This is a genomic window from Roseateles noduli (assembly GCF_050626985.1).
In the GTDB taxonomy this organism is placed as follows: Bacteria; Pseudomonadota; Gammaproteobacteria; order Burkholderiales; family Burkholderiaceae_C; genus Roseateles; species Roseateles noduli_A.
On the sequence record NZ_CP192463.1, the window covers coordinates 2,041,232 to 2,054,815 of the forward strand.

Here is a 13,584-nt window from a genome sequence, read left to right on the forward strand (position 1 = left end):
GTCCGCCTCTCGTCTGATTTCGCCGTTCACGAACGAACCGCGAACGACAACCTCGGCACTGTCCCAGTCATCTGGCCGCTACGCGTCGATGTAGGGTGGTCCGACAGTGGTCCGGGACGTTCGGCGCGTGGTCTCGCCATGGAACACGACGATGCCGATCAGTTTCTTTGGATGGAGCCCCCGCGGCGCCACGCCTGTCGTCACCGCGGCGACGGTGACCACGGCCGAGACGGCAGGATCGCAGCCGCCCGAGGCCGACGACCGGACCAAGCTCCTGCCATCGTCCCGGGGTCGCCCATCGCGGCTGTTTGCCCCACATCGAAGCGCCGCCTCGATCCAGCGTCCTCCCGTCGACCCCGAGATCGAGCGCGCCGCGGCCCTCGCCGCCGGCGCCCATGCGCGGATGCTGGCGCGCATCGATGCGTCATCCGCCGCCGCCGCCCTTGCGGCGCAGCGACAGGCCGCTGAGGAAGTCCTCCGCCTGCAGACCGCCACCGATGCGCAGGCGCCGGACATGACGGCCGAAGCGCTCCAGCCGCCACCGCCTCCGCCGCGCGGCACCGACCCGGCGCCCAGGCCGCGGTTCATGGATCGGCTGCGCCGACCGCTGGAAGCGCTGCGGCTGCGCGCGACGGTGCCGCGCGTCGAGCTCGTCATCGGGCCGCTCAACCTGTCCCGCAGCACCTCGACGCCCGAGCCCTCGTTGGAAGAACGTCCCCGGATCCTCCAGGCCACCACCATCGCGAGCGAGCGCGGATTGAAGGCCGTCGATCGCCTCGTCGATGTCGCCGCCCACGGCGTGGGACAGGCACTGACGACAGGATCGCCGCTCGCCACCGGGCAGGACGGCGTCGACAACGGCCGTCGAGCTGCAGCGCCGGCCGCCGCCGGCAGCGCGGTCGACTTCAACGCCGAGATCGAGCGGATGTTCCCCGCGGCCTCGCCATCGACGCGGCTCGCCACGATCGGGCTCGCGACCACGTTGCTCGACCACCCGAACCCGGACCCTGACCGACGTCCCGACGGTCACCCGCTGCGCTACGAGCAATCCCTGCTGATCGCCACGGTGCTCCGCTCCGTCACCGCGAGTCCGGTGCAGGCCTCGCAGGTCTACCAGCGGCTGCGCCTGGAGACGCCGCCGGCGCTGGACGAGCTTTGCACCCGCGGCTCCGATGCCCCCACGCCGACCCCGGCCGAGCTGGGCACGGGCGCTCCGACCGTTGCGCGCATGACCCACGCGGCGCGGCGCGCGCTGGCGGCGACGGCCGGCGGCTTCCAGGCGCTGCTCGACCTGCAGGGCCTCGCGCTGCCGCAGCCCGGCGATCCGCGCCGCGGCCATGCCGAGCAGGCGATCGAGCACTACAAGCTCGGACTCCATGCCGAGGAGGCCTTGCTCGCCGCGGGTCTCGCCGTGGGCGGCACCCAGTCGATGACCGACATCCGCGCGGCGCTCGACGCCCATCCGCAGCGGCGCGAACTGCTCGATCCAGGCCGTCTCGGCACCGGCAACGCGCGCCGCCGTCCCCGGGGTCCGCACGAGCCGGAGCATCCCGCCACGCTCGCCGCCCAGGCCTTCCTCTACGCCACGGACAATCTCCGGCGCGCCCCCGGCCAGGGCGAGCTGCATCGCGACCTCAAACCGGCCTACGTCGCCTTGCGCAACGGCTTCACGACCAGCGGCCAGGGCTCGGACTTCCATCTGATGGCCAAGCGCCTGCGCAAGTTCATCACCTACATCGACCTGGCCTGCAAGACGCCCCACGGCGACCTGCCGACGGCGATGCACAAGGCCCGGCTGCCGATACGCCTGCTGCAACGACACCTGGCCGGCAAGGGCAAGTCGCCGCTGGAAACCTTGCTGAAGGCCGGCCCCATCGAGACGGCCGCGACCCTCAAGACCCCGCAGGGCGACCTGGACACGCGCCAGGATGCGAAGCGCCTCCAGCCCATCTTCGAAGCCGCGTCGCCGGCCGAGCGGCGCGACATCCTGCGTCAGGTGATGAACGCCGTCACCGGAGGCCGCCTCGGCACCTACAGCGACGGTCGCCGTCATGGATTCGGCGTGACGGCGGGGTATGGCCTCGCGGATGTCGGCGGCCTGGGCGGGACGGGCATCGGCATCACGCCGGTGATGGAGGTCGGCGCCGAGCATTCCCGCACCGCCGTGTTCAGGGCCGGCATCGCCGAGGCCGGGACGCTCTACCTCGGCATCGAACGCAAGCTGAGCGGTACCGTCGGGGCGGGCGTGCGGGCCGGCGCGCAAGCCGGCCCGATCGCGGGCGTCTCCGCCCAGGCCATGGCCCGGATCGGCGGATCGCACCTGGTCTCGCGGGGGCTGATGATCCGCACCCGCAAGGCGGGGCGTGACCATGAGGCCCTGTCGGCCGAGCAGACCGCCGGACTCAAGTCCACCGACTGGCAGCGGATGAACGAACTGGTGATCAATGCGATCTTCCAGATCGCCGATCAGGACAAGGCCGACCGCCCCGCCCACGGCGGCGCCATGTGGGCACAGCTGGTGGACAAGCTGGGCGACTACCGCGACATCTCGTTCGGCTGGAACGAGGGCAAGGCAGTCACGGCGGACGTGTCCGTGACCCTCGATGCGACGGCCTCCGCGACGCTGGCGCCCGGCATCGCCGCCTCGGCCTCGGCAGGCATCGGCCTGAAGCGCACCCTGTTCGACCGCAAGCGGACGCGGGACGCGGCCGGCACGGCCCGCAGCGTGCAGGCGGAGCAAGGGGCGCGCAGTGCCCTGCGCGCGGGCGCGAGCCTGGGTGTCGGCAGTCCCGCGTTCACCACGCCGTCCGGCCGCAGCATCGCCGTGTTCGGCCGCCATCGGGTCGGCGTCGAGACGGAGGTGGTGATCCAGTCGCAGAACGGTGTCGTGCGCCTCGTCACCGAGGGGGGCCGGCTTCGACCGGAACTCTCGAGCCGCGACCGGGAGTTCGGCGTCCGTGATGACTTCATCCAGGCGATGAATGCCCAGCGCGCGCGATGGGTCGCCGCGCTGGACGTCCGCGGCCCCGACGGCCGGCCCCGCGACGGAGACGAGCAGTACGAGGAGTTCATGGACAGGTTGGTCAACCTGCGCCCCGCCGGCTCGCGGGTCTACCGTGAACATCAGACGCTGACGACCGAGGCCGCGGAGGTGATCAACGCCTGCATGGACCGGCTCGCGGTGCTGCAGCGGCCCCTGCCACCGGGCATGCCGCAGGATCCGGGCGCCCTCGATCAGGTGGAAGACCTCCAGCGCAGGATTGCCTCCCATGTGGCGAACCCCGCCCACTGGCTACCGGCAGGCATGGACGTGGTCGAGCCGATGCAGGCCGCGGCCGACTGGTCCGGCGGCGTGGACGCCAGCGTCACGATGCAGCCGGGCAGCGGCCACGGCGACGGCGCGGACCGGCTGCTCGGCGGCGGCCGCCTGGCCCTGGGCGGCAGGATCCGGGCGGCCGTGGGCGGGAAGATCCTGCTCGCGCTGGACGTCCCCCCTCGCCCGGCCGCGACACCAGGCCACGCCGTGTCCAGCCGGCCGCACGACGCGCGTCCGTCCGCCATCCCGGCCTTCTCCGACTCGGCGATGCACGACACGATGGCCACGGCGCACTGAATCGCCCCGTCGTCCCCCAGCCCCCCCACCGTCCCTGCCGCCGGCGCGGGGCTCGGCGAGCGACGACGCCAGCCCCCTCTCACCGCGAAGAGTTGACCGCTCCCTGTCCCCCTTATCCTGGCATGGCCGCGCCCACGGCGCGACACAATGGCTCAAAGATCGATGGGAAGGACGGCCCCCGCGCGGGTGCCCGACCTGAGCATCCAAAGGGGATTCCGCGTTGAAAACACTGTGCATCGAGGGCTGGCGGGGAGTGAACCACTCCATCGCGATGGTCAACCAGAACCAGATCCTGGAGATGGTGAAGGACCCGCGGTTCGAGCTGTTCCACAAGGACGCGCCCTTCTTCATGCCGCACTGGGACAAGAGCAAGCTGGACTCCGGCTTCGCGCCCGAGGAGCGGGCCATCATCGACGGCCTGCCCGATCCCGGCGACCGCGTGATGGACGTGCGCCTGCGCATCGCGTCGCCGGTGCGCCTGGGCGATGCGGCGGCCGCGCGTCGCAACGCCACCTTCGTGGTCACCGAATTCGGCCTGTCGGGCAAGAGCTTCGATCCGCCCGAGATGGCGCCGTCCGCGCTGACACAGGGCGACGACATCGTCGTGACGCCGACCCGCTGGTCCAAGGCCCGGCTGGTCGACTACGGCTTCGACGCGGACAAGGTCCTGGTCGTCCCGCACGGCTACAAGACCGACACCTTCTTCCCGATGACGCCGGAGCAGCGCCAGACCGCGCGCGCGGCGCTGGGCATGTTGCCGCACGAGACCGTCTTCACCAACGTCGGCGTCGCGACCTGGAACAAGGGCATCGACCTGCTGCTGCTGGCCTTCGCCGAGCTGCGCCTGCAAGGCCTGCCGGTGCGGCTGATCCTCAAGGACCACCAGGGCCTGTACGGCATCGGCGTGGAGCGCGTCTTCGCCGAACTCGCCGCACGCGCGCCGCAGCTGAACACGCCGCAGGTGCGGGACGGCATCTCCATCCTGTCGACCAGCCTCAACCTGCCGCAGCTGCGCTCGTTGTACGCGCTGTCCGACGCCTACGTCTCGCCGTACCGCGCCGAGGGCTTCAACCTGCCGGTGCTGGAGGCGATGGGGTGCGGCACGCACGTGATCGTCAGCGGCGGCGGCGCCACCGACGACTTCACGCCGCCCGAGCTCTGCCATCGCCTGCACAGCCGTCCCGGCACCGACGCCGATGCGCCGCAGCCGGTCGGCGCCTTCGTCGTCCCCGACCTGGAGGACCTGCGCGAAGCGATGCTGCAGGTCGTCGAGCAACGCCTGACCCCCGCCCCGCGCCGCGAGGCGGCCCGCCAGCGGCTGGAGAAGCGCTTCTCCTGGGCCACGGTGACGAAGCAGCTGCTGGACCTGATGTGACATGAGCGCGCCCTCCGCCGCCATCGGCGCCACGAAGCCGAGCATCGCCGTCGCCATCGTCGACACCGACCTGCATGTGCTCGCACGGCAGGCGCTGCTGCACAGCATGCGGGCCATGGAGCAGCAGGGCCTGCCCTTCAGCCAGGTGCTGATCTACTCGGACAAGCCCGAGCTCTGGCCCGGCCTGCCGGTGATCCCGGTGCCGACGCTGCGCTCGATCACCGAGTACAACCTGCTGATCACCCGCGAGCTGGCCCGGCACCTCAGCGCGGACCACGTGCTGGTGATCCAGTACGACGGCTTCGTGCTCAATGCCGACCAGTTCTCGCCGCACTTCCTGCACTACGACTACATCGGCGCGCCCTGGCCCAACTACGAGGTCAACGAGGTCGGCAACGGCGGCTTCTCGTGGCGCTCCAAGCGGCTGGTCCACGCGGTCGCGCAGCTCGACTACCCGGATCCCACCGAGGCCGAAGACCTCTACATCTGCCGCACGATGCGCGACACGCTCGAGCGCGCCGGCTGCCGCTTCGCGCCCAAGGCGATCGCCTCGCACTTCTCGGTCGAGTTCCCGGCGGTGCCCTACCCGACCTTCGGCTTCCACGGCATCTTCCATCTGCCCAGCGTTTATCGCGAGATGCCCGACTTCCTGCTGGACCACCTCTCCGACCGCATCGTCAAGACCCGCAGCGGCTTCCTGCTGCCCGGGCTGCAAGCGGTGTCGCCGGCCGCGGCGCAGAAGCTGCAGGCGCGTCTGGCGGCGCTGGGCTGAACCGCGCGCACCCGTCCCGACGACGATGACGGCGACGACAACAACGATCCGAGACCTCCTGAAAGCCTCCCCATGAACGCGAAGAAGCAGATCGTCATCCTGATCCCCCACGGCGTGCAGACCGGCGGCCCGGAGGCGCTGCACCAGCTGTCGGACTCGCTGATCCGCCAGGGGCACGACGCGCGCGTCTGGTACGTGCTGCCGACCGACCTGCCCGCGATCGACGACCTCTTCCGCCGCAACGGCCTGACGGCGGGCACGGCGCTGAAGCTGCAGCCGCGGCCGAACACCGTGGCCGACTACCAGAAGTACCAGGTGCGGCTGGCCGAGGAGATCGCGATGACGCCCGACACCTGCGTCGTCCTGGCCGAGACCTACGTGCACTGGCTGCGCTACTTCCAGCCCTGCACGCCGATGGTCTGGTGGCTGAGCATCGACAACGCCTTCGAGTACCTCTCGGTCAACAAGATCAACATGAACCTGCTGCGCAGCGAGCGGGTGCTGCACACCTACCAGTCCGGTTATGCGCACGACGTGATCCGCGCGCTGGGCTGCCTGCGCACGCTGCCGCTGTCGGACTACACGCCGGCCAAGCCGACGCCCGCCGACGGCGAGCCGGTCTTCGACACCGCCGCCAAGACGGACATCGCGCTCAACGCCAACCACAAGGTCGTCTACGACGTCGGCGCGATCGCGGCGCGGCTGGAGGCGGAGAACGGCTGCAAGGTCCACCTGATCCGCGGCCTGACGCGGGCGCAGGTCTACGAGGCGCTGGGGCGCAGCCGGCTCTTCATCGACCTGGGCACCTTCCCGGGCAAGGACCGCCTGGCGCGCGAGGCGCTGATGCGCGACTGCTGCGTCTTCGCGCTGGACGTCGGCGCGGCCCGCGACTATGCGCTGCCCGACGAGTGCTACTTCAAGCCGGACCAGGTCGACCAGGTCTTCGCCGGCGCGCACGGGCTGATGCGCGACTTCCCGCTCTACCTCGAACTCTCGCGTCCCGCCCGGCAGGCGGTGCAGCGCGAGCGGATGATCTTCGAGCGCGAGGTCGCCGGCCTGGCGCACGCCTTCGGCGCCTGATCCCGCCGGCGCGGACAGGATCGGATGTCCACCGATCCCGTCCCGCCGCCCTCCCCGGATGTAGGTGATCGCAGCACACGCGATTCGGCGGCCTTCCCATTGAGAAGCGCCCGCCCAGCGCTGAAGATCGCATGGGAACTGCAATCGCGGATTCCGGCATCCATCAGGGGGGAACACCAATGAACTTCTCAGGCCTCAAGGTCAAGACCAAGTTGTGGGCGGGATTCGGCGTCATGGCGGTCATCGTCGCCGCCGTCTCCGGCGCGGCGCTGCACTGGCTGAACCAGTCGAGTTCGCGCGTCGATGACTACCTGCAGGGCGTCGCCGCCCGCGAACGGCTGGTGGTGGCGGTGCAGTCGGCGGCGAAGTCCCGCGCCATCGCGGCGCGCAACCTGGTGCTCGTGACGACGCCGCAGGACCGCGCCACCGAGCTCGACGCCGTCACCCGATCCCATGAAGCGGTGCAGCGGTCGCTCGCGCAACTGAAGTCGCACCTGGCCGCCGCGCAGGACGCGACGCCCCAGGACCGGAACCTCTTCGACAAGGTCGCCGGGATCGAGGCCCAGTACGGCAAGGTCGCGCTGAGGATCGTGGGCCTGGCCAACGACGGCAAGCACGACGACGCCGTCACCAAGATGAACGAGGAATGCCGTCCGCTGCTGGCAGCGCTGCTGACGGCCACCGACGACTTCATCCGCTATGAGGACGAGCGCTCCGCCGCGGAGACCACGGCGGCGGCCGAACTCTTCGCGACCGACCGGATGATGCTGGTCACCACGGCCGTGCTGTCGGCGGCGGTGGCCGGCCTGCTGGGCTGGCTGATCAGCCGCGCGGTGACGACGCCGCTGAACCGTGCGATCAAGGTCGCGCAATCGGTGGCCGACGGCGACCTGCGCGACGAGATCCAGGTCGACGGCCGCGATGAACTGAGCCAGTTGCTGACGGCGCTGAAGGCCATGAGCGGCAACCTGTCGACGATGGTCACCAACGTGCGCCAGGCCGCGGACGGCATCGCCACGGCGTCGACGCAGATCGCCACAGGCAACCAGGACCTGTCCAGCCGCACCGAGACCCAGGCCAGCGCGCTGCAGGAGACGGCGTCGTCGATGGCGCAGATGACCGAGACGGTGCAGGTCAACGCCGAGTCCTCGCGCAAGGCGACGGGTCTGGCCGACGCCGCGGCGCAGGTCGCGGGCCAAGGCGGCGCGGTGGTCCACCGTGTCATGACGACGATGGAGGCCATCACCGGCTCCAGCAAGCGGATCGGCGACATCACCAGCGTGATCGACGGCATCGCGTTCCAGACCAACATCCTCGCCCTGAACGCGGCCGTCGAGGCGGCGCGGGCCGGCGAGCAGGGCCGCGGCTTCGCGGTCGTGGCCAGCGAGGTGCGGGCGCTGGCGCAGCGCAGCGCGCAGGCGGCCAAGGAGATCAAGACGCTGATCTCGGACTCCGCCGCGACGGTCGACGCCGGCGCCGCGCAGGTGCAGGAGGCGGGCCGCACGATGGACGAGGTGCTGTCGCAGGTCCGCAAGGTCACCGACCTGATGGGCGAGATCAGCGCCTCCACCGACCAGCAGACGCACGGCATCGTCCAGGTCAACGAGGCGGTGGCGGCGATCGACCGCGGCACGCAGCAGAACGCGGCGCTGGTCGAGGAGAGCGCCGCCGCGGCCGAGAGCCTGCGCCAGCAGGCGATGGCGCTGACGCAAGCGATCGCGCGGTTCAAGGTGCGCGGAATGGCGGGCGCCTGACGTCAGTCCCGTCCCGCCGGGCGTCGATAAAACCGAAGCGGGGGCCGATCAGGCTCCCGTTTTTCATTCCCGGTCCGGCTTCAATCAGGTGCAAAAGGGCCGCTGGTGCGAACGCCGGACGCCAGCGCGGAAACCTGATGCCATCGTCATTGAACCTGCTGCGATGCCGCATAGAGTCTGCGGGTGTTCAGCCAACTCGTGAGGTCCAGCATGAGTTCGATCGCCATGACGATGTTCCTCGACTCCGCGCCCGGGGAGCTCGTCGATCTGCCGCACGCCGGTTCTGCCCTGGAGCATCCGCTGGTCTTCGACAGCGCGGCGCGCGAGATCCATCAGCTTGCCGCCGACGGCCGGGCCGAGGTCGTCGCGCAACGGGTGAGTACCGTCGGCGACGACGCGCTCATCGAGGAGTTGCGCTTCCGGCGCATCACCTGACCCTCCGCCGGGCATCGCGAATGACGCGATGAATGGCGCCGTCACTGGCGCTATGACTGGCGCCGAGGTCGGCGACGCTCGCGCCCGCGCCAGCACCGACGCGTCAGGGCGCCGGAGCGCTCGCGGCCAGGTCCGCCTGCATCCGCGCGCGCATCTCCGCGATGCGGCGCCGCTTCTCTTCGCCTTTCGCGAGCTGCTCCGCTGAGACGCCCATCGCGCGTCCCTGCGCGATCTGCTGGTCGAGCAGCGGGAGCTCGCGGTCGGCGGCGGCGACGAAGGCGCGCTGCACCGATTGATGCCGATCCTGCTCGCGGCGCGTGTAGGCCTGATGATCGTCGAGCTGCCACGCCGGCGTGGCCGCCTCCGCCGCCGACCGCTGGATCGGTGGCGCGCGATCGTCGCCGGCGACGCGCGTGTCCGCGAGGCTCCATGCCGCCGGGACTTCCGTGCCCGGTGAGGACGCCGGCGGCGAGGCCGACGCGGCCGCCACCATGGCGGAGATCGGACCGGTCGTCGGCGTGCCGACCACATCGTGCATCGGTGCCATGCCCTCGCCTTCACCCGTCCGGATGGCCGCCGAGGTGGAGGCCGCCGGCGGCGCCGCCAGCGGCCGAGACGCGGTCTCGCTCCCGAAGTGGCGACCGGCGGCGATCCAGGCGATCAGGGCGCCTGCGAGCGCCAATGCGACCGCCGCCGCGACCTTCAGATCGATGCGACCGCATCGCCGGAGACGTCGGGCGCCAGCTTGCCGATGCCAGGGTTCAATGCGCATGTCCGTGCTCCCCGCCCGCAGGCATCGGCCGTTGCGGCGCGAACGGCGTATCGGGCGCCGCGATGCCCGGCCCCCACCGCCAGCCGGCGGATGCCAACAGCTCGACCTGCCGCTGCTGCCACCGCGCTTCCAGCTTCTGCAGCGCCACGGCCTGCCGTGCCTCGTGCCGGACGGTCTCGCTGTCGGCGGGATGATGACCGCGTTTCACCGACAGCGCCTGCACCCGTTCCCAACCCTCGCCATCGGGGTGCCGTATCGGCGGCGAAGCGGCGCCCACGGGCCACGCCTGCAACAGGTCGAGCACCCATGCGTCGAGACCGGCCACGGGCCGGGGATCGCCGAGGCGCCATTCGACCGGCGCCACCCCCGGCCGCCCCCGCAGGTCCTGCCCCAACGCGGCCTCCCCGCACCCGGCAGGCAGGCAGCGCAGGCGCAGCCCCTCGACGGACTCCAGGCGCTCGAAACGATCCAGATGAGCGCGGTAATACGCGGTGATCTCCTCCGCGGTCACCGCCGCCGCCAGCGCGTCGCGAGCCGGCGCGTCCCCATGCGGATCGCCCGTCAGTCCCTGCCAGCGTTGCCAGGCGAGCTTGCGTTGCCGGGCTTCGATGACGCGGCGGACGAAGTCGAGCTCGGCCTCGCTCCAGCCGCTGCTGCGATGCAACCAGGCCTCGACGAAGCGTTCCCGCAGCAACTGCCGCGCCTGGGCCCGCGCAAAGTCGAGATCGCCCGCGCGCAGGAGGCGACGGCCCTGCACGTTCTGCAACGGCCAGACATCGGCCAGCGTGATCGCGCCGGCCAGTCTGCCGCCGAACCCGCGATGGCGCAGCAGCACGAGGCGCGTCGCGCCCTCGCGCTGTGCGTCGTCCAGGTCCTCGTCCATCCGCAGGCGGTCGCCCTGCCCGCCCGACCAGAGTGCCTGCCACGCGCGCGCGTCGACCGTCGACGGCAAGGCCGGCGCCGCCGACTGCCAGTCGCGCTCGATCCGCTCGGGCCAGACCTGCTGCAAGGTCGCGAGCCATTGGCGTCGCACGTCGACCTCCGGCGCGAAGGCCACCCGCCTGCTCGCGAACAGCGCCGCGTCGCCGACCTCGCGCGAGGCCGCGTCGCCCATCAGCAGATCGATCGCGAGCTGGCGCGCCAGTTCCTGCAGCGTCAGGTCCGGCTGCTCGCGACGGGCGAGCATGAGCAGCGCCTCGGTCGGACGACGCGGGATCGTGTCGCCGCCGACGCGGGCGATCCAGGACGACGCGGCATGCGCCTCGACCGTCGTCGCCGCGATGCCACCGCTCACCGGCAGCAACGGCGCGCCGAACGCGAGCGCCAGCGCGGCCACGGTCGCCGCCGTGGCGCGCGAGCCTCGCGCCCTCACAGCCGCTCGGCCGCGCGATTCAGCAGGTGGACGACCATCGCGATCGCATGGGGCACGACGACGCGCCCCACGTCGCGACGGACCGCGTGATCGGTCGTCGACAGCACCTGCCCGCCGCGGCTGTACGAGATCTGACCGCCCTGGCGCAGCAGCGGCCGGATGTCGGCGGCGGTCGGGGCCAGCGGCGTGTAGCTGCCCAGCGCCGTGGTGACGAGCGCATCGGCGTTCAGCGTCTCGCTGTCGTAGTAGTCCTTGACCCAGGTCTCCCAGCCGGAGTGGTTGAGCGCCGACGTCGTCCAGGTGTGATGCGGCTGCAGCAGATCGGTCGTGTGCATCACGAAGCCCAGGCTCTGCACCGTGGGCCGCGCCAGGAACTGCGACCACCAGTACTGGCCGAGGTTGTCGATCGGCTGGAACGGCGCCTTCTCGAAGTCCGCGTACATCGACGCGCTCGACGTGCCGCCCTGGCGGTAGTTGGCTTCGGTCAGTCCGTACGAGTTGTACTTGCTGCCGTCGCTGAACCAGCCCTTCATGCCGCCCTTGCCGTCGTCGAGGTGGTCGCCGACCAGCCATGCCGCGGCCAGGTCGTCGATGTCGCCCTTGACCGTGAGCCTGGCGTAGTTGTAGCCGCCGAAGGGATTGCCGTGGACGTCCGGCCCCTGCGTGCGGTTCTGGAAATGCCAGTAGGACGTGTAGTTGACGATCCCCGACCCGAGGCCCCAGACCGGCGCGAGCACGCAGTCGCCGGTCACCGCGCCGCAGAGGTAGGTGTCGGCGAAGTCGTCGACGTCATACGCGCCCTGGCCCAGTTGCTCGGCGAACTGGTCGATCGTATAGCCCGCGCGTGTCACGCCGGCCAGCAGCTTCGCGTAGTTGGTGGTGTCCGCATGCCGCTGCATGTAGCGGACCGCATCGATGGCGATGCGCTTGTGGGTGTCCTGGGCGAAGGCGTTGGCCTCGGTCTGATGGACGAGGCCCGCCGCCACGGCGGTCAGAAGCAGGATGGATCGCATCGAAGTCTCCCTGATGGTCCCGAAAACCGCGTGCTTTCCGCACGTCGACATATGGGGACGGATGTTCGGGGAAACGCATGACGATCCGGTGAAGAATTCGTGCGGCGCCGGGGTTCTCCCTGTCCCCAGGCGCCGGGACGTGGACCGGGTTGCGCCCGGCGCGCGGTCGGGCATCGCGGGGTCAGGACTTGCCCGGCTTTCCCATGAGCTTGCCGACCGCCTTGTCGACGGTCTTGTCGACGGTCTTGTCGACGGCCTTCGTCGGCGGCTTGATCGCCGGCCGCGCATTGCGGACGCGATTGGCCAGGAACACCTCGCCGATGTCCAGCGTGCTCTCGTGGCCGACGTGCTTCGCGCACGTGGTCAGCCAGCCGTCGGCGGCCGCGCGGCCGAGGCCGAACAGCGTCGTCAGCAGCCGCGGATCGGTGTTGAGCTTGCTGGACGCGCCGAACTGCGCCAGCCCGCCCTCGTCGGCCACGCGGTGCAGTCGCATCTGCTTGTAGCGCGTGGGATCGACGCGCTGGTCGCGCAGCAGCCTCTGCACGAAGTGGATCGCCCGAAGCTCGGCCACCAGGCTCGCGTTGAAGGTGATCTCGTTGATGCGGTCGTCGATCTCGGCGGACGTGCGCGGGATCCCGTCGTGCTGGCGCGGGTTGATCTGGACCAGCAGCACGTCGTCCGACCCGGTGCCGTAGACCAGCGGCCACAGCGCCGGGTTGCCCGAGTAGCCGCCGTCCCAGAACGGCTCGCCGTCGATGACGACCGTCTGCGCGCTGTGCGGCAGGCAGGCCGAGGCCATCAGCGCCTCGATGCTCAGGTCGTCGCCGCTGAACACGCGCGGCTGCCCGGTGCGCACCGAGGTCGCGGTGACGAAGACCTTGACCGGTCCTGCGTGCACGGCGTCGATGTCGACGTGCCGGCGGACGATGTCCCGCAGCGGATCGAGGTTGAAGGGGTTGAGCTGATACGGGCTCCACAGCCGCAACCACGCGTCCCAGGCGGCCATCCCCGGCCACGCGCTGCGATTGAAGACCCAGGCGGGCGTCTCGAGCCGCGCGGTGTCCGCCAGCCCCTTCATCTCTCCCACGATGCCGAAACACGCGGGCACACCGGAGACGTCCTGCCAGAACCGCGACAGCGCCTGCCGCGCGCCCAGCGCACCGCCTTGTGCGAAGCCGGTCGCCATGACCGCCGCGTTCATCGCGCCTGCGCTGGTGCCGGACACGCCGTCGATGCGCAGCGAGCCGTCCTCGAGCAGCCGGTCCAGCACGCCCCAGGTAAAGGCGCCGTGGGAGCCGCCGCCCTGCAGGGCGAGATCCAGGCTGGGACGGCGGTGGGACTTGGAAACAAGCGAGGACGAAGCCATGCGAACCTTTCTCGGGGTCGCATGGAATATAA

The 13,584-nt window shown here is 70.9% G+C and carries 10 protein-coding genes; 6 read left to right on the forward strand and 4 right to left on the reverse strand.

Annotated elements, in window-relative coordinates:
• Nucleotides 1-151: 151 nt before the first annotated feature.
• The 6 genes from ACQ4L4_RS08825 (at nt 152) to ACQ4L4_RS08850 (ending at nt 9,029) form a co-directional block, all read left to right on the forward strand.
• Nucleotides 152-3,613 carry a hypothetical protein gene (locus ACQ4L4_RS08825; RefSeq protein ID WP_431103872.1) on the forward strand — a complete coding sequence of 1,154 codons (3,462 nt, stop codon included), beginning with the start codon at nt 152-154 and terminating at the stop codon, nt 3,611-3,613.
• 253 nt (nt 3,614-3,866) lie between these two features.
• The gene (locus ACQ4L4_RS08830) at nt 3,867-4,988 is read left to right on the forward strand and encodes a glycosyltransferase (protein ID WP_431103873.1); all 1,122 of its coding nucleotides are present in this window, start codon (nt 3,867-3,869) and stop codon (nt 4,986-4,988) included.
• Between the two features lies 1 nt (nt 4,989).
• On the forward strand, nt 4,990-5,760 hold the full coding sequence (locus ACQ4L4_RS08835) for a DUF5672 family protein (protein ID WP_431103874.1): 771 nt from the start codon (nt 4,990-4,992) through the stop codon (nt 5,758-5,760).
• Between the two features lie 72 nt (nt 5,761-5,832).
• Nucleotides 5,833-6,840, forward strand: a complete 1,008-nt coding sequence (locus ACQ4L4_RS08840) for a hypothetical protein (RefSeq protein ID WP_431103875.1) — start codon at nt 5,833-5,835, stop codon at nt 6,838-6,840.
• 179 nt (nt 6,841-7,019) lie between these two features.
• On the forward strand, nt 7,020-8,594 hold the full coding sequence (locus ACQ4L4_RS08845) for a methyl-accepting chemotaxis protein (protein ID WP_431103876.1): 1,575 nt from the start codon (nt 7,020-7,022) through the stop codon (nt 8,592-8,594).
• Between the two features lie 210 nt (nt 8,595-8,804).
• Entirely contained in the window at nt 8,805-9,029 is a 225-nt protein-coding gene (locus ACQ4L4_RS08850) for a hypothetical protein (protein ID WP_377154799.1), read from the forward strand.
• A gap of 103 nt (nt 9,030-9,132) precedes the next feature.
• On the opposite strand, the gene ACQ4L4_RS08855 is transcribed toward ACQ4L4_RS08850, so the two are convergent.
• From ACQ4L4_RS08855 to ACQ4L4_RS08870, 4 genes are all read right to left on the reverse strand, one after another.
• Nucleotides 9,133-9,801, reverse strand: a complete 669-nt coding sequence (locus ACQ4L4_RS08855) for a hypothetical protein (protein WP_431103877.1) — start codon at nt 9,799-9,801, stop codon at nt 9,133-9,135.
• Nucleotides 9,791-11,173, reverse strand: coding sequence for a hypothetical protein (locus ACQ4L4_RS08860; protein WP_431103878.1), 1,383 nt, complete (start codon nt 11,171-11,173; stop codon nt 9,791-9,793). Before ACQ4L4_RS08860 ends, ACQ4L4_RS08855 begins: the two co-directional genes overlap by 11 nt.
• Nucleotides 11,170-12,186 (reverse strand): phospholipase, encoded by a 1,017-nt coding sequence (locus tag ACQ4L4_RS08865; protein ID WP_431103879.1) that lies wholly within the window; start codon nt 12,184-12,186, stop codon nt 11,170-11,172. The genes ACQ4L4_RS08860 and ACQ4L4_RS08865 overlap by 4 nt, the downstream gene beginning before the upstream one ends.
• A 181-nt stretch (nt 12,187-12,367) precedes the next feature.
• Nucleotides 12,368-13,552, reverse strand: a complete 1,185-nt coding sequence (locus tag ACQ4L4_RS08870) for a patatin-like phospholipase family protein (RefSeq protein WP_431103880.1) — start codon at nt 13,550-13,552, stop codon at nt 12,368-12,370.
• Nucleotides 13,553-13,584 lie beyond the last annotated feature (32 nt).

Coding starts and splice junctions, on each gene's coding strand:
- ACQ4L4_RS08865 (WP_431103879.1), bottom strand. CDS start 12,186: ATGCGATCCATCCTGCTTCTGACCGCCGTGGCGGCGGGCCTCGTCCAT.
- ACQ4L4_RS08825 (WP_431103872.1), top strand. CDS start 152: ATGCCGATCAGTTTCTTTGGATGGAGCCCCCGCGGCGCCACGCCTGTC.
- ACQ4L4_RS08840 (WP_431103875.1), top strand. CDS start 5,833: ATGAACGCGAAGAAGCAGATCGTCATCCTGATCCCCCACGGCGTGCAG.
- ACQ4L4_RS08855 (WP_431103877.1), bottom strand. CDS start 9,801: ATGCGCATTGAACCCTGGCATCGGCAAGCTGGCGCCCGACGTCTCCGG.
- ACQ4L4_RS08845 (WP_431103876.1), top strand. CDS start 7,020: ATGAACTTCTCAGGCCTCAAGGTCAAGACCAAGTTGTGGGCGGGATTC.
- ACQ4L4_RS08850 (WP_377154799.1), top strand. CDS start 8,805: ATGAGTTCGATCGCCATGACGATGTTCCTCGACTCCGCGCCCGGGGAG.
- ACQ4L4_RS08835 (WP_431103874.1), top strand. CDS start 4,990: ATGAGCGCGCCCTCCGCCGCCATCGGCGCCACGAAGCCGAGCATCGCC.
- ACQ4L4_RS08870 (WP_431103880.1), bottom strand. CDS start 13,552: ATGGCTTCGTCCTCGCTTGTTTCCAAGTCCCACCGCCGTCCCAGCCTG.